General features: G+C 65.2%; 19 protein-coding genes. 11 read left to right on the top strand and 8 right to left on the bottom strand.

The annotated features are described in order from the left end of the window. The first annotated feature begins 159 nt into the window (after nucleotides 1-159). The 5 genes from ABID37_RS12975 (at nucleotide 160) to ABID37_RS12955 (ending at nucleotide 6,656) form a co-directional block, all read left to right on the top strand. The gene (locus ABID37_RS12975) at nucleotides 160-1,863 is read left to right on the top strand and encodes an amidohydrolase (protein WP_354195368.1); all 1,704 of its coding nucleotides are present in this window, start codon (nucleotides 160-162) and stop codon (nucleotides 1,861-1,863) included. 116 nt (nucleotides 1,864-1,979) lie between these two features. Next, the gene (locus tag ABID37_RS12970; RefSeq protein ID WP_354195366.1) at nucleotides 1,980-2,351 is read left to right on the top strand and encodes a cupin domain-containing protein; all 372 of its coding nucleotides are present in this window, start codon (nucleotides 1,980-1,982) and stop codon (nucleotides 2,349-2,351) included. A gap of 56 nt (nucleotides 2,352-2,407) precedes the next feature. Continuing rightward, the gene (locus ABID37_RS12965; RefSeq protein WP_354195364.1) at nucleotides 2,408-3,805 is read left to right on the top strand and encodes an NAD(P)/FAD-dependent oxidoreductase; all 1,398 of its coding nucleotides are present in this window, start codon (nucleotides 2,408-2,410) and stop codon (nucleotides 3,803-3,805) included. Nucleotides 3,806-4,090: 285 nt separating this feature from the next. After that, on the top strand, nucleotides 4,091-5,302 hold the full coding sequence (locus tag ABID37_RS12960) for a GNAT family N-acetyltransferase (RefSeq protein ID WP_354195362.1): 1,212 nt from the start codon (nucleotides 4,091-4,093) through the stop codon (nucleotides 5,300-5,302). 7 nt (nucleotides 5,303-5,309) lie between these two features. Next, a complete protein-coding gene (locus ABID37_RS12955; RefSeq protein WP_354195360.1) occupies nucleotides 5,310-6,656 on the top strand; it encodes a glycosyltransferase in 1,347 nt (448 codons plus the stop codon). Here the strand turns inward: ABID37_RS12955 and ABID37_RS12950 are convergent. Beyond that, nucleotides 6,607-7,731 carry a GNAT family N-acetyltransferase gene (locus tag ABID37_RS12950; RefSeq protein ID WP_354195358.1) on the bottom strand — a complete coding sequence of 375 codons (1,125 nt, stop codon included), beginning with the start codon at nucleotides 7,729-7,731 and terminating at the stop codon, nucleotides 6,607-6,609. The two genes, ABID37_RS12955 and ABID37_RS12950, sit on opposite strands and share 50 nt — an antisense overlap. Nucleotides 7,732-8,044: 313 nt before the next feature. Here ABID37_RS12950 and ABID37_RS12945 point away from each other — a divergent pair, with 313 nt between their 5' ends. From ABID37_RS12945 to ABID37_RS12930, 4 genes are all read left to right on the top strand, one after another. After that, nucleotides 8,045-9,178: an LLM class flavin-dependent oxidoreductase gene (locus ABID37_RS12945; protein ID WP_354195356.1), complete on the top strand. Its 1,134-nt coding sequence runs from the start codon at nucleotides 8,045-8,047 to the stop codon at nucleotides 9,176-9,178. 70 nt (nucleotides 9,179-9,248) lie between these two features. Next, complete coding sequence (locus ABID37_RS12940) at nucleotides 9,249-9,929, top strand: FMN reductase (RefSeq protein ID WP_354195354.1); 681 nt, start codon at nucleotides 9,249-9,251, stop codon at nucleotides 9,927-9,929. Nucleotides 9,930-10,076: 147 nt separating this feature from the next. Beyond that, nucleotides 10,077-10,445 (top strand): CidA/LrgA family protein, encoded by a 369-nt coding sequence (locus tag ABID37_RS12935; RefSeq protein WP_354195352.1) that lies wholly within the window; start codon nucleotides 10,077-10,079, stop codon nucleotides 10,443-10,445. Next, on the top strand, nucleotides 10,442-11,158 hold the full coding sequence (locus ABID37_RS12930; RefSeq protein ID WP_354195350.1) for an LrgB family protein: 717 nt from the start codon (nucleotides 10,442-10,444) through the stop codon (nucleotides 11,156-11,158). Before ABID37_RS12935 ends, ABID37_RS12930 begins: the two co-directional genes overlap by 4 nt. Before the next feature lie 48 nt (nucleotides 11,159-11,206). Here the strand turns inward: ABID37_RS12930 and ABID37_RS12925 are convergent, their stop codons facing one another. Next, nucleotides 11,207-11,653: a universal stress protein gene (locus ABID37_RS12925; protein WP_354195348.1), complete on the bottom strand. Its 447-nt coding sequence runs from the start codon at nucleotides 11,651-11,653 to the stop codon at nucleotides 11,207-11,209. A 58-nt stretch (nucleotides 11,654-11,711) separates the two neighbouring features. Continuing rightward, nucleotides 11,712-12,098, bottom strand: a complete 387-nt coding sequence (locus tag ABID37_RS12920) for a hypothetical protein (RefSeq protein ID WP_354195346.1) — start codon at nucleotides 12,096-12,098, stop codon at nucleotides 11,712-11,714. Between the two features lie 184 nt (nucleotides 12,099-12,282). On the opposite strand from ABID37_RS12920, the gene ABID37_RS12915 reads away from it, so the two are divergent. Beyond that, a complete protein-coding gene (locus ABID37_RS12915; protein WP_354195344.1) occupies nucleotides 12,283-14,964 on the top strand; it encodes a bifunctional acetate--CoA ligase family protein/GNAT family N-acetyltransferase in 2,682 nt (893 codons plus the stop codon). A 13-nt stretch (nucleotides 14,965-14,977) separates the two neighbouring features. Here the strand turns inward: ABID37_RS12915 and ABID37_RS12910 are convergent, their stop codons facing one another. Then, the gene (locus ABID37_RS12910; RefSeq protein WP_354195342.1) at nucleotides 14,978-15,814 is read right to left on the bottom strand and encodes a universal stress protein; all 837 of its coding nucleotides are present in this window, start codon (nucleotides 15,812-15,814) and stop codon (nucleotides 14,978-14,980) included. A 193-nt stretch (nucleotides 15,815-16,007) separates the two neighbouring features. On the opposite strand from ABID37_RS12910, the gene ABID37_RS12905 reads away from it, so the two are divergent. Further along, complete coding sequence (locus tag ABID37_RS12905; RefSeq protein ID WP_354195340.1) at nucleotides 16,008-16,844, top strand: universal stress protein; 837 nt, start codon at nucleotides 16,008-16,010, stop codon at nucleotides 16,842-16,844. 67 nt (nucleotides 16,845-16,911) lie between these two features. Here ABID37_RS12905 and ABID37_RS12900 read toward each other — a convergent pair whose 3' ends face one another. From ABID37_RS12900 to ABID37_RS12885, 4 genes are all read right to left on the bottom strand, one after another. Next, complete coding sequence (locus ABID37_RS12900) at nucleotides 16,912-18,114, bottom strand: pyridoxal-phosphate-dependent aminotransferase family protein (protein WP_354195338.1); 1,203 nt, start codon at nucleotides 18,112-18,114, stop codon at nucleotides 16,912-16,914. 132 nt (nucleotides 18,115-18,246) lie between these two features. Further along, the gene (locus ABID37_RS12895) at nucleotides 18,247-19,284 is read right to left on the bottom strand and encodes an ABC transporter substrate-binding protein (protein WP_354195336.1); all 1,038 of its coding nucleotides are present in this window, start codon (nucleotides 19,282-19,284) and stop codon (nucleotides 18,247-18,249) included. A 144-nt stretch (nucleotides 19,285-19,428) separates the two neighbouring features. Then, entirely contained in the window at nucleotides 19,429-19,818 is a 390-nt protein-coding gene (locus tag ABID37_RS12890) for a RidA family protein (RefSeq protein WP_354195334.1), read from the bottom strand. A gap of 17 nt (nucleotides 19,819-19,835) precedes the next feature. Then, a complete protein-coding gene (locus tag ABID37_RS12885; protein ID WP_354195332.1) occupies nucleotides 19,836-20,897 on the bottom strand; it encodes an ABC transporter ATP-binding protein in 1,062 nt (353 codons plus the stop codon). Nucleotides 20,898-20,918 lie beyond the last annotated feature (21 nt).

Raw genomic sequence — 20,918 nt, 5'->3', positions numbered from 1 at the left:
TTAGCGCATTTTGCCGCCGGGGGAAATCGCCCTCAGCGGGGACGCTGTACCTAGCCCGATGGAGTATTCCGCCTCTGCTATCCCTTACGTCATCATATGAAATCCCGGCGATGCGGCCCGCCGGAGACAGTTGGTCCGGCCGCATGAGGAGGAGGTTTGATGAAGCTGCCAACAGGCATCCGCGCCATGGGCGCGACATCGGTTCTGGCGATCCTGGCGTTCGCTGCGCAACCGGCATGGGCGGCGGCCGACCTGATCGTCGTCAATGGCGACGTGCGCACGGTCGATTCCGCCAAGCCGAAGGTCCAGGCTTTCGCCGTGGAGGACGGCAAGTTCACCGCCATCGGCACCGATGAGGAGATCAGGGCGCTGGCCGACGGCGACACCAAGGTGATCGACGCCGGCGGCAAGACGATCACGCCTGGCTTCATTGACGGCCATACGCATCTGGACTTCGGCGTGAACATGGTCACCGGCGTCGATCTTTCCTACATCCCGGACAAGAAGACCTGGCTGGAGAAGATCAAGGAAGCCGACACACGCCTGCCCAAGGGCGCCTGGCTGCTGGGCGGCGGCTGGGATTATACGCTTGGCGAAGGCACGCTGCCGACCAAGGAAGACATCGACGCCGTCGTGCCGGATCGCGTGGTGATGCTGCGCGACATCGACTTCCACTCCGTCTGGGTCAACTCCAAGGCGCTCGAAGTGGGTGGCGTCACAGCCGAGTCGGAAGTGCCGGAAGGCGGCCAGGTCGTGCTCAATGACAAGGGCGAGCCGAGCGGCATCCTCCTCGAACGCGCGCGCGACCTGATCGACAAGCATATGCCCGAGGTCTCCGAGACCGAGCGCCGGCAGGGCCTGCTCGAGACCATGAAGTTCGCCAACAGCCTCGGCATCACCGGTGTCCACGACATGGGCGACCTCGCCGGCGTGCACGACTATGCCGCGATCGCCGCCGACAAGAAAATGCCGCTACGCGTCTGGTACGGCTTCTTCGAGGGCGACCCGAAGGTTATCGCCGGCGCGGTGAAGGATCGTGACGCGGTCGACAAGGTGATGGCCGAGTCCGGTGAGGTCGAGAAGAAGGGCCCGCTGCTGGAGCTCGGCTACACCAAATCCGTGATCGACGGCGTGCTTTCCACCCGCACCGCCTATCTGCAAGAGGACTATTCGGATCAGCATGGCTGGAAGGGCAAGCCCTTCACGACCAAGGAAGAGCTTGCGGCGGCCATCCGCGCCTCCAACGAGAACGGCTTCCCCACGGCCGTCCATGCCATCGGCGACGGCGGCGTCACCCTGGTTCTGGATGCTTTCGCCGAAGCTGCCGTGCCGCGTGCCCAGCCGAACCGCATTGAGCATATCGAGGTCGTCGAGACCGACGACGTCAAGCGCTTCAAGGATCTCGAGGTCGTTGCCTCGATGCAGCCGAACCATGCCACCGGCACGATCGGCAAGTACATCACCGAGCGCATCGGCGAGGAGCGTGAGCCGCGCGCCTATGTCTGGCACTCCATGCTCGATGCCGGCGTGCCGCTGGTGTTCGGCTCCGACTGGCCGACCTCGCCGCTCAGCCCGCTCACCCAGATCAACGACGCCGTGTTCCGCGAGAGCCCGTTCGGCCTCGGCGACGGTCCGTGGCATGCCGAGCAGGCGGTCAACTTCGACCAGGCGCTCCACGCCTACACCCAGGCCGGTGCCGACATGACGCCCTGGGGCGCCGAGATCGGCTCGATCAGCGTGGGCAAATGGGCGGACTTCGTGGTCATCGACGGCACGCTGGCCGATCCGCTCGACCGTTCGATCCGCGAGCGCAAGGTCGAGGCGACCTACCTTGCCGGCAACGAGGTCTATCGCAAGCCCTGATGCCGGGCAGGCCCTAAGAACTTCGCGGCCGCGGTTGCGATGTGAATACCGGAAGCGGCCGCGCCCTGCGGCCGCTTCCAAAATACAAACCGAACCCTAAAGAACAGGACGAAGACATGACCTCCATCATCCGCATCGGCCGCGACGGCGCAGGCGCCGCGGGCCTCGAAAAATGCTCCGTGGTGCCGCCGGAAGCGGTGATTTCGGGCGCCGCCAACGAGCAGGGCGAAGTGCATTTCGAGACCGCCGACGGCTCGCTGGTCATCGGCACCTGGGAATCGACGCCCTATGCCGAGATCCTGTCCTATCCCGACAGCACCGAATATTGCACGGTGGTTTCCGGCAAGCTGGCCATCACCGGCCCGGACGGCAAGGTCGAAACCTTCGGCCCCGGGGAATCCTATGTGCTGACCGCCGGTTTCGAGGGCCGTTTCGAGGTGCTCGAGACCATGCGCAAGATCTACGTCCTCCATACGCCAAAGGCCTGAGCGAGCGATCCGCCGCGGCGGGAAATCCCGGCCGAAGCACCTTCAGGAGCAAAGTCATGACCCAACAGGCCCGCAAAGCGCTTTCAGGCGTGACGATGAAGCCGTTCTGGCTCGATCGGCCCGATGCGCCCGATACCAGGTTTCCGCTGGAGACCGCGACCCAATGCGACCTGCTGATCGTCGGCGGCGGCTTCACCGGCCTGTGGGCCGGCATTCAGGCCAAGGAGCAGAACCCCGATCTCGACGTGGTGCTGATCGAGGCGGGCCGAGTTGCCCATGGCGCTTCCGGCCGGCCCGGCGGCGTCGTCTCGACCTCGGTCATGCATGGCCTGTCCAACGCCGCGCGCATCTTCCCGAAGGATATCGACGAACTGGAGCGTCTCGGCCACGAGAACATGCACGGTTTCCTCGACACCATTACCCGGCATGGCATCGACTGCCACGCCGAATGGGGCGGGGAACTGACCGTCGCGGTGGATCCGGACCACGTGCCGGCGCTGTCGGACGAGCACCGGCTGCATCTGGAGCATGGCCATGACTCCACCCTGCTCGACACGGATGGCGTGCGCGCACAGATCAACTCGCCGCGCTATTTCGGCGGCATCTGGTCGAAGAACATCAGCGGCACGGTGCATCCGGCCCTTCTGGCCTGGGGCCTGAAGCGTGCGGCGATCGAACTCGGCGTCCGGCTTTACGAGAACACCCGGCTCAAGCGGGTGGTCGACAATGGAGCCACGCTGATCGTCGAGACCTCGATCGGTGCCAGGATCAAGGCATCGAAGGTGCTTCTGGCCACCAACGCCTTCGCCGAGGGCGACCGCCGCATCAAGCGGCGCGTTGTGGCGGTGCGCGACCGCGTGCTGGCCACCGAGCCGCTTTCCGATGCCCAGATGCAGTCGATCGGCTGGCAGAACCGGCAAGGCGTCTACGACACCCGCACGCAGATGAACTACATGCGCCTCACCAAGGACAACCGCATCATCTTCGGCGGGCGGCTCGCCTATGCCTATGGCGGCGAAATCTCGCCGTCCGTGGACCAAGAACTGGACACTTACGAGCCGCTGGCCGGCGCCTTTTTCTCGACCTTCCCGCAGCTCGACGGCCTGCGCTTTTCCCACGCCTGGAGCGGCCCTATCGACCTGACCACGCGCATGGCGGTGCATTTCCAGCGCTATCATGGCGGCAAGGCGGTCTATGCCGGCGGCTATTCAGGCTTCGGCGTTTCGGCCTCGCGCTTCGGCGCGCGCATCGGGCTGGACATACTGAACGGCTCCAGACAGCCGGAAAGCCACCTCGAATTCGCCACCTCCATGCCGACGGTGGTGCCCCCGGAGCCGTTCCGCTGGCTGGGCGCGGAAATCACCATGTACGCGCTGGACACGGCCGACGAGAAGGGCGGCTGGCGCCGGCCCTGGCTGAATATGGTGACCAAGCTGGGCTTCCCGCTGAGCTGATTGGCCCGGCGGGGCCGCTCAACTGTTCCGTGCGAGGGCGCCGTCAAGCTCCGGCACGGCCGGCCGGCATCGCTGCCGCCGGCGCACCCCACGTGGTCGGCGTTTCGGTTTCGACCCTGTTCTTCGTGACAAACGGCACGGGATTTCCCCTTGATTTCCATTTTGCAATAGTTTCAAGACCTTTCCTTAACCGGGGATATGCTTCAAACCGGGCGTGGCACGCCCGTACGGTTGGCCGACTTGACCCGTTCGCACCGGCAACGGGTCCAGGGAGCTTCAGGAAAGATGACCTCGCAGCCGAATACGGTCACCAGAACAGCGGCGCAGGCCGGAACAGTCGATCGAACGGGTTCCGGCTTCGAAGTCGAGAGGTTCGACAGGCCGTCGGATATCGAACGGGAATGGCGCCGGCTCGAATCGGATGGCGTGACGACCGTTTTCCAGCGCTACGACTGGGTCGATTCCTACGTCACGCATGTCCTGCCGCACCTGAAGGCTCGCCCCGCCATCGTTCTGGGCAGGCTTCACGGCCAGCCGGCTTTCATTCTGCCGCTGGCGATTTCGAAGGTTGGTCCGGCGCGCATGGCGACATGGATCGGCGGCGATCATTCCGGCTACAATTTCGGGCTCTGGAGCATGGAAGCGGTCGCGGCCATGGCCTTGCTGGGGCGCGCCGAAATTGAAAGGATGCTCGGCCGGGCGCTCGGCGATGCCGATTGTGCGGTACTTGCCAGAACGCCGAAATCCCATGACGGCGTGGCCCAGCCGCTTGCCGGCCTGCCGAGCCGCCCTTCGTCGACGGAAGGGTATTCGTTCGATCTCGCCGGCGGTTTCGACGCCGTGCTGAAGAAAACCGATGGCTCCAGGCGCAGGAAAAGCATCCGCAAGCAGGAGCGCAAGATGGGGGAGTTCGGCGTCCTGCGCTACGCGACGCTTCGCGACCCCGCCCGTGCCGGTGCGGCGCTCGATTTCTTTTTCGAGCACAAGGGGCAGAGGCTCGCTGAGCAAGGCAAGGCCGACAGCTTTGCCGAACCGGGGGTGCAGGACTTCTTCCACGAACTCCTCGACCGCTCCATGGCCATGGAAGAGCCTATCCTGGAGATGATGGAACTTTCCGTCGATGGCACGATGCGGGCGGTGAAGGGCTCCGGCATCCATCGCGGCCGCGTCAATGCCTACTTCTCCACCTACGCAAGTGACGAACTGGTCTCTTACGGTCCCGGGCGGGCGCTCCTGTTCCGGCATGTCGAGGAATGTTGCGAACGGGGATTGTCCGCCTTCGATCTCGGCGTCGGGTACGAGGAATACAAGACGCACTGGTGCGATATCATCCATGAACTGGATGACATATATGCCGCCTTCACGCCGCTCGGTTCGGCCACGATCGCGGCGATCCGGTCTGCCGAGGCGGTGAAGCACCTGATGCGCCGCAACAAGGTGCTGTGGCAATATCTGAAAAGGGCGCGGGCCTTTCTGTCCCGGCGCTCTTCTCCATGAGGTCTCGATGACAAGCCTGGTCATGAAGGCTGAAGCCGAAGCTTCCGAACGGGTCCCGGCACAGGGACCGCTGGCCGGCGCGCGCATGCTGTTCGTGGCGCCGGATGATTATCCGGCCTTCCGGGTCGATCTCGTCGAATTGTTTTCCAACCATCTCGTCGGCCGCGGGCTGAAGATCGACTGGAGCCTGCGTCCTTTCCAGGATGGACCGGCGCGCGTGGACGAGCGCGGCGCCGAGCGGTTCCATGTGGCGCGCCGCCAGATGTCGGGGAAATTCGGTGCGTTGCGCTACCGCATGGCAGAGAACTGGCTCCGGCTGAAGCTGGCGTGGCGGGCGGCGCGCGGCGACTACGACCTGATCCAGATCAGGGATCAGCCCCTGTGGGCCATTACCTATGCCCTGGCCGGCAGGATCTCCGGAACGCCGTGCCTGTTCTGGATGAGCTATCCGGTGCTGGAGGGACGGCTGCGCGATGCCCTCAAGAACTTGGTTCCGATGAGCTGGCCATCGCGGTTGGTGCGCATTGTCTATGCGACCGTCGCCGACTTCCTGTTCTACAAGGTGGCGCTGCCGCTCAGCAGCCATGTCATCGTGCAGTCGAAGCGCATGCGTGAGCGCGTCGGCTTCCGTGGCATAGCGATGCAGAAGATGACGCCCATCCCCATGGGTGTCTCGACCGAGCGCTACAACATCGCTTCCATCCGGGCGGCGGATGATCCACGCCTGGCCGGCAAAAAGAGCATGGCCTATCTGTGCGCCAATGTCGTGAGCATCCTGACCAATCTGACGGTGGACGCGTTGGCCGAACTGGTCGCCGAAGGCCATGACGCCGTGCTGGTGCTGATCGGTGCGGTGTCCGATTTCGAGCGGAAGCGGCTCGATGACCGGCTGGAAGAACTCGGCGTGTCCGACCGCGTGATCTTTACCGGACGCCTGCCTCTGGCCGAGGCACTCGGCTGGGTGAAGCGCGCCGATGTGTGCCTTTCGCCGTTCATGATGGATGCCGCGCAGCAGGTCGCCACGCCCACGAAGCTGGTCGAATATCTGGCCATGGGCCGCCCCGTCGTGGGCACCGTGCATTATGACCAGAACGAGGTGATCCACGGCAGCGGCACCGGCTTCGTCACCGCATTTTCAGGCAAGGCCATGGCGGAAGGCGTGGCGCGCCTGTTCGCCGACCCGCAAAAGGCCGAGGCCATGGGCGCCCGGGGCCCGGCATGGGTCAAGGCCAATCGCGACTATACGCATCTGGCCGATGTGGTCGAACAGATCTACATGGATCTTCTGGACAGGCAGCGGGCCTCTATGCGGATGCAGCAGCCGAAGCCCGGGGCGGGAAACGCCGGCTCCTGATCGTATCCCTTGCCGCATTTTTCAGCGCGAGGTAGCGGCGCCAGAGCAGGCCGCTGGTGCGGACCATCGGATTGGCGGACGGCCGGACCGCGATCAGGAATTCCGCCATCGGCCGACGGCCGGGCCACAGGTCGTTCATCAGGCTGCGCCCCGATGCGACACAGGAATCGACGCAGGCAATCCCCGGATCGCTGAGGAATGCGCGGCTGCCTTCCACCTCGAGCTGTACGCCCGGCGACAGGCTGGCGAGATCCTCGCGATAGGCCACCTTGTAGGCCCAGACCCATGTGCCGGAGCGGAAGTTGACGGTTATCGCAACCGGCTTGCCGTCCAGTGTCAGGCTGTGAACGATGATGTTCCCGCTGGCAGCACCGTCCCTCGCCATGGCTTCGAAGAAGGCACGCTCGCTTTCGGAACAGCCGATCGCGGTGCGGGTGCCGGACGGCCCCTTCCAGCCCGAAGCCTCCAGTTCGATGAAGTCGTGGCACCATTGCATGGCGTCATGCCGGCCCTGATAGGTCACGAATTCCACCTCGCCCAGTTCGGACAGGCGTTGCCGGCGCCGGCGCAGATCCTTGCGACGCCTTTTGCCGAGACGGTCGAAAAAGCTGTCCGGACCGCTGCCGTCGGCAATCAGGAGCGAGCGCTCGTAGCTCTTCGTCTCCTCATGCGCCAGCCCCTGGCCCTTCAGGAACTCGAGCAGCGCCGCGGCAAAGGCGGTATCCATCGGCAGGCGCCGCCACCTCAATATGTCGATGCCCTCTTCGGCCAGGGAATCGAACAGCGACTTCACATCGTCGCGGGAAGGGTTCTGCGCCAGCGGTGTCGAATCGAAGCAGTGCTTGTGGCCCCATATGTGGGCAATCGTCGGCAACCAGCCCGGTATACGCCGGTCGACCGCCAGCGGAAGGATGATCCGCCGCTCGTCTCCGGCGAGCATGAACCGCTCATGAGGGGCCAGCAGGTGGCGGCGGGCATTGTCCAGTATCCAGGGTTGGAAGAACGGGTTCGGCTCGTTGGACTGCGCCGGCGCCGGCGGCCCGGTACGGACGTCCTCAGGCTTAAGATTCTTCACAGCTTGCATTCCCCGGCGCCCCTGGTGTGCTTCGGCTGCCAGCGACGACAGCATTACACCATAAGAGGGCTAGCCAATGCGTCATAATATATCGTGAACGACAGCAAGCCATGACCCGGCGGATGCTTTGGGAAAGTCCGGCAGACTGCCTGGAAACCACGCTGCCGCCAGCATTGACTGACTGTTCACCGGACGGCACCTGAAACTGCCGGCGGACTTTCCCTAATTGGAAGCATCAGCAAATCGACCGGACCACCGATCCGGCGGCCACCTTCCGCGCGGACTTGCGCGGCAAACGCAAGGGGAAAGAACGATGCAGTTTGGAATCTTCAGTGTCGGCGACGTGACCGTCGATCCCACCACCGGGCGTGCTCCGAGCGAATCCGAGCGCCTGAAGGCGATGATGAAATATGCCCTCAAGGCCGAGGAAGTGGGGCTCGACGTCTTCGCGACCGGCGAGCATCACAACCCGCCCTTCGTGCCGGCCTCGCCCACCACCATGCTCGGCTGGATTGCGGCTCGCACCGAGAGGCTGCAGCTTTCGACCGCGACCACGCTGATCACCACCAACGATCCGGTGAAGATCGCTGAGGACTTCTCCGTCCTGCAGCATCTGGCCGACGGGCGCGTCGACCTGATGCTGGGGCGTGGCAACACCGGGCCGGTCTATCCGTGGTTCGGCAAGGATATCCGCAAGGGTATTCCGCTGGCCATCGAGAACTACCATCTGCTGCGGCGTTTGTGGCGCGAGAAGGTGGTGGACTGGGAAGGCCAGTTCCGCACGCCGCTGCGCGGCTTCACGCTGGCGCCGGCCCCGCTCGACGAGACCCCGCCCTTCGTCTGGCACGGTTCGATCCGCAGCCCGGAAATTGCCGAGCAGGCCGCCTTCTATGGCGACGGCTTCTTCCACAACCACATCTTCTGGAACAAGGAGCATACCCAGCAGATGGTGGAACTGTACCGGTCGCGTTTCGAGCACTACGGCCACGGCAGCGCCGATCAGGCCATCGTCGGCCTCGGCGGCCAGGTGTTCATGCGCAAGAACAGCCAGGATGCGGTGCGCGAGTTCCGGCCCTATTTCGACAATGCCCCGGTCTATGGCCACGGGCCTTCGCTGGAAGAGTTCACGGAGATGACGCCGCTGACGGTCGGTTCGCCCGAACAGGTCATCGAGCGCACGCTGGGCTTCGCCGACTATGTCGGGGATTACCAGCGCCAGCTTTTCCTGGTCGACCACGCCGGCCTGCCGGAAGAGGTCGTGCTGGAGCAGATCGAGATCCTGGGCACCGAGGTGGTGCCGGTGCTGCGCCGCGAGTTCGAGGCGAGGCGTCCGGCCCATGTGCCGAGCGATCCGCCCAGCCATGCCGCCTTGGTGGCGCAGGGACCGGGTTCGAAATACCGGCAGGTCATTTCTGCCACCAACCTCGAAGCCGAAGCTGCTGCCTGAGCCGGCCGAAAGATAGCTTCGCCCCGCACCGGGGCGGAGCTTCCCTCTTTTCCCAGAAATGGATGATGTCATGTCGCGTCGTATCCTCGTTCTCAGTGCAGGCCTGTCCCAACCGTCCTCCACGCGTCTGCTCGCCGACCGCATTGCCCAGGCCGTCGCGGCACAGATCGGCGGACGCGGCGAAAGCGCGGAGATAGAGGTCGTCGAGCTGAAGGACCTCGCCGTCGACCTTGCCACCGCGATGAGCGCCGGCGGCATTTCCACGCCGAAATTGGCCAGGGTGAAGGAAACGATCAGCGCGGCCGACGGCATCATTGCCGTCACGCCCGTGTTTACCGCAAGCTATAGCGGCCTGTTCAAGATGTTCTTCGACGTGCTCGATACGGAAGCGCTCAACGGCATGCCGGTCATCATTGCGGCAACGGCCGGCACGGCACGGCATTCACTGGTCCTCGACCATGCGCTGCGGCCGCTGTTCACCTATCTGCGCGCCGTGGTGGTGCCGACAGGCGTCTTCGCCGCGACCGAGGATTTCGGCGACGGCGAGGCCGGGGCAAGCCTTGCCGGCAGGATCCGGCGGGCGGCATCGGAATTTGCCGCGCTGGCGGTCGCCGAACAGACCGGCGTCGACGGTTTTGTGCAGACGGAGACGCATGCCAGGAAGCGCACCTCGGGTGTGCACATCGATCAGGCCGTCACCCCGTTCATGACCATGCTGCAAGGCCACACCGGCAACGGCAAAGCGCGTTAGCCGTAGCCAGCCCTGCTGTCCTGATCATGTCCAGCCTGGCGGCGGGGCCCGCTGCGTCGGACCGTGGAAACACGATCCATGGCGATGGACCCGGCCGTCGCGCCATCATAGCCTGCCGCTGGTGCCCCACCGGAGAAAGGATCACGGATGATCAAGGGAATTGCACTTTTGCTGCTGTTTCAGTTGCTCGGCGAAAGCGCCGTGTTCCTCTCCGGTATTCCGCTGCCGGGGCCGGTGGTGGGTCTCGTCCTCCTCTTCGCCGCGATGCAGGCGTGCAAGATGCTCGGCCTTGGCCTCTTTGCCGAGGCTGAAACCGCTGCCGACGGCTTTCTGGCCAATCTCGGCCTGCTGTTCGTGCCGGCCGGCGTCGGCATCGTGGCGCTGTGGGGCGCATTGCAGAGCCAGGCCGTCATCCTGCTGGCAATCCTCGTCGCTTCGGCCGTCTTCACGCTCGCCGCCACGGTGTGGACTTTCATCATCGTCCGGCGGCTGGCGGGCAGGGGGCATAGCTCATGAAACACCCTGCGGAACTGTGGGTCTATCTTTCCACCTCGCCGCTTCTGTGGCTGACGCTGACGCTGTTCATCTGGATCGCCGCCACCAGCATCTCGGTGCGGTGCAACCGTCACCCGCTGGCAAATCCGGTCCTCATTTCCATCGTGCTTCTGTCCTGCACCCTGCAGGTCTTCGACGTGCCCTACGAAAGGTTTTTCGAGGGCGCGCAATTCATCCACTTCCTGCTCGGTCCGGCCACGGTGGCGATCGCCGTGCCGCTCTACCGCCAGTGGCGTCAGGTAAAGGAAGCGCTGCTGCCGATGGCGGCGGCCCTTGTCATAGGCTCCCTTTCCGCCGCGCTGTCGATCATGATCCTCGGTAAATGGGCCGGCCTTTCCCAGGACGTGCTTCTGTCCTTCCTGCCCAAATCGGCGACGGCCGGCGTGGCGATGGCGATCTCGGCGTCGATGGGCGGCAACCCTTCGCTGACGGCCGTCCTGGTCGTGTTGACCGGCATCGTCGGCGCGCTGGTGGTCACGCCCTTCATGAATGCCATGCGGATCAAGGACTATGCGGCGCGCGGCTTCGCGGTCGGGCTGACCTCGCATGGCATCGGGACGGCACGTGCCTTCGATGTCGACAATACCGCCGGGCTTTTCGCCGGCATCGCCATGGCGCTCAACGCGATCGCGACCTCGCTGATCATCCCGCTGCTGGTCAGACTGTTCCTGTAGGGAAGGGACAGCCTTGATCGATCCGGTGCGTTTCGCCTTTGCCCCGCGCTAGCGGACGACGAGCACCGGAAGCTTGGTATGGGCCAGCACTTCCGCGGTCTGGCTGCCGAGCAGCAACCGTGCCGCGCCGCGCCGGCCATGCGATGACATGACGATCAGGTCGCAGTCCTTCAGCCTGGCCGTCCTGACGATGGCCTCGGCGGGAAAGTCGTCGATCTCATGGACAAGGTCGACGACGATGCCATGCTCGGTGGCACGCTGCTCGATCGACTGGAAGCGCTTCTTCATGTCGTCGTCGATCTGCTGGTCGTAGCGGGCGACCGGATCGTCGACGCCACCCATCATGGCCGCGCGGGTCGCGGTCGGCCGCAGCGGTTCCGAAACGCTGAGCACCGTCACCTTCGCCTTCAGCGGGCCGGCAAGGGCCAGACCGTGTTCGACGCCCCTGGCCGCTAATTCCGAACCATCGGTCGCAATAAGGATATGCCTGTACATTTCACCCTCGCTTGACGTGTTTCCGGTGCATTTTCCGCGAAATCGGCGCGTTCCCGGTTCAGGGCTTCTCGACCCTCGCGACCTGATAGGTCCGCATGGTCCCGTCCTGCTTTATGGAGACATATTCGCCGGTTACGAAGCTTTCCTCTCCCAGCCGGAAGCCGATCTCGTCATCCACATCGCCTTCCTCATAGTCGAAATACCATTGGCCGCCCGGTTTGCGCCGCAAGCGGCCGATCCGCGCCTCACCTTTCTCGCCGAAACGCCGGACGCGGCAAAAGGCCTGGTGCGTCTTCCAGGTGGCGGTGTCGAGCCGTCCGCTCTCGTCGAGCGGCAGGAGCAGGTCGTAACCTTCGTCCGGCTCGCCCTGCGGATGAGCCGTGCTGCGCGCAAGAAGAAGCCGCACGTGGCGGAAGTTCGGTGTCAGGTCCTTCATTTCCGGCATTGTCGATCTCCTTATCGCCGTACAATGCAGGGCTGCGCGCGCCATGCTTTGATCGGCATCAAAGAAGCAGCACGGTCGGCAGGCAAACAGTGCCGCAGCACATCGAATCGGCAACCCGCCCTTCTTGACGGCCGAACGGTTCCCACTCCAACATCCGCGAAACCGGCCAAACCGGAGACAGCCAGTGACGATAAGAAACCTCGACCATGCCGTCCGTCCCCGATCGCTCGCGATCTTCGGTGCCTCGCAACGCGAGGGCTCCGTGGGCCACATCGTGCTGAAGAACATTCTCGACGGCGGTTTCGAGGGAGAGGTGTGGCCGGTCAATCCGAAATATGGCGAGGTCCAGGGCCTGCGCTGCTATCGCGACACAGCGCAACTTCCGGGCGCGCCGGACCTGGCAATCATCGCCACGCCGCCGGCGACGGTGCCCGGCATCGTCTCCGAACTCGGCGCCAGGGGCTGCCGGGCCGCCGTGATCATCACCGCAGGGCTGAACGACGGCAACGGTCTGAGGCAGGCGATGCTGGATGCGGCGAAACCGCATCTCCTGCGCATCATCGGCCCCAATACCGTGGGGCTGATGGTTCCGCCCGCCAAGCTCAATGCCGGCTTCGCCCATATGGCGGCCGCCGCCGGCAACATCGCGCTGCTGTCCCAATCGGGGGCCATCGCCACCTCGCTGATCGACTGGGCGGCCGAGAACGGCGTCGGCTTCTCGCATATCGTCTCGCTAGGGGACATGGCCGACGTCGATGTCGGCGACTGGCTGGACCTGCTGGCCGGCGATTCCAGGGCACGCGCCATCGTCGTCTATCTGGAGACCGTCACCAATCCGCGCAAGTTCATGTCGGCGGCGCGCGCGGCGGCCCGCATCAAGCCGGTCATCGCGGTCAAGGCCGGGCGCCACGCGGCGGCGGCCAAGGCAGCGGCTACCCATACGGGCGCGCTTTCCGGGGCCGACCGCGTGGTCGACGCCGCCCTTTCGCGAGCCGGCATATTGCGCGTCAACGGGCTGGGGGAACTGTTCGACGCGGCCGAGATCACCGCGCGCTTTCCACCCCTGCGGCAGGCCCGCATCGGCATCGTCACCAATGGCGGTGGGGCGGGCGTGCTGGCGGTCGACCAGATCGCCGAGGGCGGCGGCACGCTCGCCGAGTTGGCACCGGCCACGATTGCGCGGCTGGATGCGGCGCTGCCGTCGACATGGTCGCACGCCAATCCCGTGGACATCATCGGCGATGCGCCGCCCGAGCGCTACCGCGCCGCCGTCGAGGCCGTGGCAGCGGACGAGGGCGTCGATGTGCTCATGGTGCTCAACTGCCCGACCGGCCTTGCCTCGCCGGTCGATGCCGCCGCCGCCGTGGCGGGACTTGCCGAGCACGGACGCATCGCCGGCAAGCCGGTGCTTGCCTGCTGGCTGGGCGAACATACGGCGCGCGCGGCCCGCCACATCTTGCAGGAGGCCGGCATCGCCAGCTTCGAGACGCCTGCCCAGACGGCGCAGGCGGTGTCCTACCTTGCCGATTGGTCGCGGGCGCAGAAGGCGCTGATGCGCGTGCCGTCGAGCCGCAGCGAGGATGTGGCCGGCGACAGCGCCGCCGTGCACGCCGTGTTCCGCGCGGCTGCGGCGGAAGGCCGGCGCATGCTGACCGAGCCGGAAGCGAAGGCGGTTATCGCCGCCTACGGCATCGGCGTGCCGCAGACCATCGTCGCGCCTTCGCCGGCCGAGGCAGGCCAGGCCGCCGCGCAATTGCTGGAGACGTCGGCGAAATTGGTGGTGAAGCTGCTTTCCAAGGCGATCACCCACAAATCCGACGTCGGTGGCGTGGTCCTCGGCATCGAGACCGCAGGGCAGGCCGAGGAGGCCGCAAGCCGGATCGAAAGCCGCGTGCGCGCAAGCGCGCCGGAGGCGGACATCGAAGGCTATGCCGTGCAGCCCATGGTGGTGCGCAAGCACGCGCATGAACTGATCCTCGGCATGAGCCGCGATCCCATCTTTGGCCCGGTCGTCCTGTTCGGGGCAGGGGGCGTCGCCGTCGAGGTCATGGACGACACGGCGGTGGCGCTGCCGCCGCTCGACGACGTGCTCGCCGGCGACCTGATCGAGCGCACCCGAATCGGGCGGCTTCTGGCCGGCTTCCGCGACCGGCCGGCGGCGGACACCAAGGCCATCGCCGCCGCGCTCAACGGGCTGTCGCAGATGATCGTCGATTTCCCCTGCATCGTCTCGGTGGACATCAACCCGCTGCTGGCCGATGCGGAAGGAGCCGTCGCGCTCGATGCCCGCATCGAGATCGATCCGCAGGCGGTGGAGGAAGAGGGGCCCAACCCCGCCCTTGCCATCCGCCCCTATCCGGCCGGCTGGGAGAAGGAATTCACCGGCGGCGACGCGACCTACCATATAAGACCGATCAAGCCGGCAGACATCGAGCTTTACCCGGCCTTCCTCGCCCGGGTGTCGCCCGACGACATCAGGCTGCGCTTCCTCGCGCCGCGCAAGGATTTTCCCGACGAGATGCTCAAGCGTCTCACCCAGCTCGACTATGACCGGGACATGGCCTTTGTAGCGCTGGAAGCACAAAGCGGCGACCTCGCCGGCATCGGCCGCCTTTCCTGCGATCCCGACCGCACCAGAGGCGAATATGCGTTGCTGGTGCGCACCGACCTGCAGGGCCGCGGCATCGGCTGGCAGCTTCTGCGGCAGATCATCAGCTACGCGCAGGCGGAAGGCATCGCGCGCATCGAAGGCTTCGTGCTGTCGGACAATACGGCCATGCTGCAGATGTGCGCCGAGTTCGGTTTCTCGGTGACGCACCACACCGATCAGCCGGGCCTGATGCTGGTGGCGCTCGACCTTGCCTGAATAAGGGCCCGCTTTAGCGGGCCATCAGCACCGGAATGGGCGGATCCTCGATCATCGAGCTGGTGACGCCGCCGAAAATCCGCTGGCGCAATCTGGAATGGCCGTAGGCGCCCATGACCAGGAGCTCGGCGGCGGTATCTATCGCCTGCTGGCGCAGGACGGCGGCGACCGGCCGGTCCTGGCTCGGCAGCCGGTCCACGGTGACCTTGACGCCATGGCGGGCGAGATAGGTGGCGGCATCGGCCCCCGGTTCCGCGCCATGCTCGTCCTCGCTCTCGACCGGATCGACCAGCACCAGATGCACCTCCTCGGTCTTCACCAGCAGCGGCAGCGACGCGGCCAGGGCCTGGGAAGACTCAAGACGCGAATCCCAGGCGACCATGACCTGCCTGGGCTTCAAGGTGGGGGCAGCCCCCTGGGGAACCAACAGGAGCGACTTTCCCGAATGGAACAGCACACCTTCGATCACGTTGGTCTTCAGTTCTTCCGAGGACAGGCCTTCCGGCCCCAGAACCGTGAGGTCGGCATAGCGTGCCCGGCGGCCGATGGCCTCGTCGGCCCAAGCGATTTCCTGATACTCGCTGGAGACGTCCGACGAAACGGTCATCGAGGCAAGCAGGCCGGAGACGGTGTCGGTGCGCGCCTGCAGCCTTTCCAGATCGAGCTGCCTTTCCTGGAACCAGGCTTCCGAAACGACGGCGGCATAGGCGCCGATCGGCGGCGGAGCGGCCAGTCCGACGACGAACACGGCAAGATGCGCCCCGGCTTCTTCGCAAAGCGTTGCGGCGAGCTTCAGGTCGGCATCGCCGAGCCCGGGGGCTGTGACAGCTAGGATGGTCTTGAAGGTCATCGGGGCGTCCCCATGATGCGTTGAATGCTTCCTTGATAGCAGAAGCGAAGGGCCATTCCTTGCTTTGGGTCAAAATGCCTGCGTCGGCGATGATTGTTCCGCCCATTGAGGCAAATCAAAGCTGGCTGGCTGCATATGCGCGAATATGAGCAATGAACAATGTGTCCGCCTCAGCCCGAGAAAGAGAGTTCCGATGCAACTGCAGGCCTTGCTCCCGCTCGTCACCCATCCCGATCCCAACTCGGATATCGTCGCCGCACATGCCGTCGCGGTAGCGAACCTGATCCGCGCCGAGATCCATGCGCTGGCGATCAATGTCGACATACCGCCCGTTTCCAACGCGCTGTCACGCTTCCTCCTCGACGTGCCGGAGATGATCCGCGGTGCGGAGGCGCAAAGCCGCAAGCGCGGCGAGCACCTCCTGGCGCTCATCGAACAGGCGGCGACGCCCGCCGGCATAACCTCCAGAAAGAGTGCGATATCCGCGCCGCTGGCGTTGCTGGCGGAGACTGCGGCTATACAGGCACGCTATTTTGATCTGGCCCTCGTCGGCCTGGAAGCCGGCAACCAGACATCGCGGGCAACCGCCGAGGCCGTCATCTTCGGCTCCGGGCGACCGTCCGTGCTGCTTCCCGAGCTTTGCGACATCGGGGCGATGGATCATGTGGCCATCGCCTGGGACGGCAGCCGCGTCGCGGCCCGCGCGGTGGGTGACGCATTGCCTTTCCTGCAACGCGCCGATCGCGTCTCGGTCCTGACCGTCGTCGATGAAAAGCCGCTGAAGGAGAGGGATGCCGGCGAACGGCTGGTCGAGGGCCTGCGCAGCCGTGGCCTCGATGCCGAGACGGTCGCCCTCCGTTCGGAGGATTGCCCGATCGCGGCAACGCTCCAGCAGCGCGCCATCGAGCGCGGGGCGGGCCTGCTCGTCATGGGCGGCTACGGGCATTCGCGGGTGCGCGACTTCGTGCTCGGCGGCGCGACCAACGGCGTCCTCAACGATCCGCTGATGCCCATCCTGATCTCGCATTGAGTGTTTCAGCCCGTGGCCGGGAGGTACGTAGACCCTGCCGGCCACGACCTTCGGTCGGCTTCGTGGCTCAGACAGCCTCGGCGATGGCCTGTGCGGCTGCATCGAGCCCGCCCGTTCCGTGCGGGATGCCAAGGGAGCGCATGCCCGCTTCCAGCGCGGCAAGGACACCGAGCGTCATGTGCGCATTGACATAGCCCATGTGGGCGATGCGCAGATAGTCGCCATAGGCCGGGTCGGTGGGGGCAGCCATGCCAAGTCCGATGCCCAGCGTGACACCGGCCTTCTTCTCCAGCCATTCGCGCAGGCGAACCGCGCCGCCATTGCCGATGCGCGCACCGGTTACCGAATGCGAACGCAACGACCTGTCCCCGACGTTGAGCGCAATGTCGCCGTTCCGGGACCAGGCTTCGAAGGTGGCCCAGACGCAGGATGCCAGCGCCGCGTGACGCGCCCACGCCGCCTCCAGCCCTTCCTCGTCGAGCAGCATGGCCAGCGCCTCGCGCAGGCCGTAGAGGTGGTGGGTGGGAGCGGTTCCGCCGAAATAGCGATAGAACTCCGTGCTCTGGCTGCGCAGCTTCCAATCCCAGTAGGGCGTCACCAGACCGGACCCTTCGGAAGCCGCCAGCGCCTTGTCCGAGAACCACAGGAAGCTGAGGCCGGGCGATGTCATCAGCCCTTTCTGGCTGGCGCCGATCAGCACGTCGATGCCCCAGTCGTCGAAATGGAGCGGGTCGCAGCCGAGCGACGCGATGGCGTCCACGACCAACAGGGCAGGATGCCCCGCCGCATCCATCGCCTTGCGCACCGCCGCGATGTCGTTGCGGATGGTGGTCGCCGTGTCGGTGTGGGTGACGAACACGGCCTTGATGCGGTGCGCATCGTCGGCCCGCAGGGCTTCCTCGATGCGGGCCGGCTGGAGCGGCTGTGTGCCGAAGTCGATCACCTCGACATCGACTCCCATGTTCTTCGCGCTCAGCGCCCAGGTGTTCCCGAAATGCCCGGTGACGGCGGACAGGATCCTGTCGCCGCGCGAGAACAGGTTGGCATTGGCCGCTTCCCAGGCGCCGTGGCCATTGGCGATGTAGATGGCGACATTCGCCGCCTCGGTTCGCGCAACGCGTCGCAGGTCGCGCACCAGACCCGGCATCATCTCCACCAGCTCGCCCTGATAGATGTTGGGCGCCGCGCGATGCATCGCGCCCAGCACCCTGTCGGGAATGACCGAAGGGCCAGGGATGGCCAGATAGTGACGACCGGATGCGAGGCTCATGGGAATTCCCGAAGCTGGAACAGAGGTAACGGGCGGCGAGGGGGAACCCGTCGTCGCCCGAAGCATATCATTGCCTAGCGCGATGAAATCCCGCCTGGAATACGCCAGCCGGACATCCGCCTCGGGCCAGGATCAGCCCAGGATCCATTCCTCGAACCGCTCGGCCAGTTCGGCCGGCTCGATCCCGAAGTTCTCGATGTCCTGCGAAACCACGAGATCGGCATAGCGCGTGTTGGTGGGCATGCGCTTGGCCTGCGCGGGCTCGATCAGTTTGAGGGCGGCCGGGTTCAGCGGCCCGTCCTGTTGCGCCGTAACAAATCCGGCAAGCGGCCCGGCCGAGGTCGCAAACTTCACGAATTGCCTGGCCGCATCGCCGTTCGGCGTGTTCCTGGCCACCACCCAATAGGCCTTGTCGAGGATACACTCGTTCCAGGTCATGGCGACGGGGGAGCCGGCATCCTGCGCGGCGAAATAGCGGGAATTCCAGATGCCGATCATGTCGACCTCGCCGTCACGCAGGATTTGCGCCGACTGCTCGCCTGCCGTCCACCACACGACGACGTGCTTCTTGATGCGGTCGAGCGAGGCAAAGGCGCGGTCCACGTCCAGCGGATAGAGATCCTTCTTGTCGACGCCATCCGCGAGGAGGGCGATGGGCAGCACGCGGGCCGGATAGCGTTGCAGCGAACGCGAGCCCGGAAAGCGCTCGACATCCCAGAAATCAGCCCAGCTTTTGGGCTCGTTGCCGTATTTGTCAGAGCGCCAGGCCATCAGGGTGCCGAAAGCGTGCGAGCCGACGCCGTTCTGCAGCAGGCCGCCGGGATACGGCTCCTCCAGATCCTCCAGCAGGCCGCTCTGGTTGGCGCGCAGCAGCTCGGCCGCTCCCAGCGTGGTCACGTCGAATTCATAGACACCGGTCTTCACCTGTGCCGCCAGCTTGGCGAAGGAAACGGGCGAAACCGTCTCGATCCCGATGCCGGTCTCGACGGTGAACGGATCGAAGAGATTGGCGCGGGCGGCATCCAGCCATGAGCCGCCCCAGGAATTGACCGAAATGCTCCTGGTCTCGGCGCGGACCATGGCCGGCATGGCAAGCCCGCCGGCGAGCATTGCCGAGCCGATCAGGAAGTGGCGGCGATCGGTTTTGTGTTTCAGGGATTGTTCCAACATGATGTTCCTCCCGGTTGCGAATTGAAGTGCAGTCGCTTGCGCCAACGCCCGTTGCGCGATGGACTGCGGTCGGTTGGTGAAGCTTCGCTGGCCGTTTCCGCGGGTCTGGGAAACGGGTCCGCACCTGGCTGCGGCGATGCGCGCCTAGGAAACGGCGCAGATCATGATCATCTCCACCTTCAGTGCAGGGCTTGCCAGCGCCCCGCTGAAGCAGGCACGGGCAGGCGGCCTGATGTCGCCGACCCAGCCGTCCCACACCGCGTTCATTTCGGCATAGCCGGCCATGTCCGCGAGGATGATCGCGACGAACAGGATCTGGCCCTTGCCGCTGCCGATTTCGGCAAGGCGGGCCTCGGCCTTGGCCAGGAGCTGGGCGGTCTGCTCTGCCACGCTCAATGACGCATCGTAGGGCGCCTGCGGGGTGACGGCGAAATAGCCGGTTCCGTTGTGTACGGTGGCGAGGCTGGCACGCTGGCCGACACCAAAGCGGGTGACGAGATCGGCGAGTGCGGCACTCTCGTTGGGCAAGGTCATGTCGGTCTCCGTGGGCGTCACTTTGCGATCAGATAGACGGAGTCGCGCAGCCAGCTTATGCAGCACTCCTCGTTTTCCTGGATGATCACCACGTCGGCGCCGAGCACCCGTACGCGCATGGCCTGCTCGCCGACCTTGCCGACCACCAATGCATTGTCGCCGTAGTTGACGATGGTCTCGACCTTCATGCGCACATTGTGCCGGCCTTCGACCGGGTTGCGCGAAAGCTTGATGTGCTCGGGCCGGATCATCAGCGTCGCATCAGCTCCGGTCGCGGCGCGGTCGCTCCCGGCATATTCGATCGCGCCGATGGCCGGGGCGTGGGCCTCGCCCTTCGCGGCGTCGGTGATCTTGACGTCGATCAGGTTGCTTTCGCCGATGAATCCGGCAACGAAGCGCGTCTGCGGTCTGTGGTAGAGTTCCAGCGGCGTCGCGACCTGCTGGATATGACCCTTCTCGAACACCACGATGCGATCCGACATCGACATAGCCTCGGTCTGGTCGTGGGTGACGAAGATGGTGGTGACGCCGAGCGCGCGCTGGATGCGCTTGATCTCGATCTGCATCTGCTCGCGCAGGTTCTTATCGAGGGCGCCAAGCGGCTCGTCGAGCAGCAGAAGCGACGGCTTGAAGACCAGCGCGCGCGCCAGCGCCACGCGCTGCTGCTGGCCGCCGGAAAGCTCCCTGGGGTAGCGATGACCGAAACCCTTGAGGCCGACCAGTTCCAGCATCTCCTCGGCCTGGCGCAGGCCCTCGGCCTTGCTCACGCCGCGCATCTGCAAGGGGAAATAGACGTTCTGCGCCGCCGTCTTGTGCGGAAACAGGCCGTAGTTCTGGAACACGATGCCGATGTTGCGCTGGTGCGGCGCAAGGCCGAACAGCGACCTGTTCTCGATCTCCACCTGTCCCAAGGTGGCCGTCTCGAAGCCGGCGATGATCATCAGCGTCGTCGTCTTGCCCGAGCCGCTGGGGCCGAGGAAGGTGACGAACTCGCCCTTGGCGATGTCGAGGTCGACCCCCTGAAGGGCGTTGAACTCGCCATAGGATTTGGAGATGCCGGTCAGTTTCAGATAGCTCATGGAAACTCCTGTGGCAGCGCG

This window comes from Aquamicrobium terrae (genome assembly GCF_040545735.1).
Taxonomy (GTDB): Bacteria; Pseudomonadota; Alphaproteobacteria; order Rhizobiales; family Rhizobiaceae; genus Mesorhizobium; species Mesorhizobium terrae_A.
Note: the sequence above shows the minus strand (reverse complement) of the source record. Positions and strands in the feature narration are given on the sequence as shown.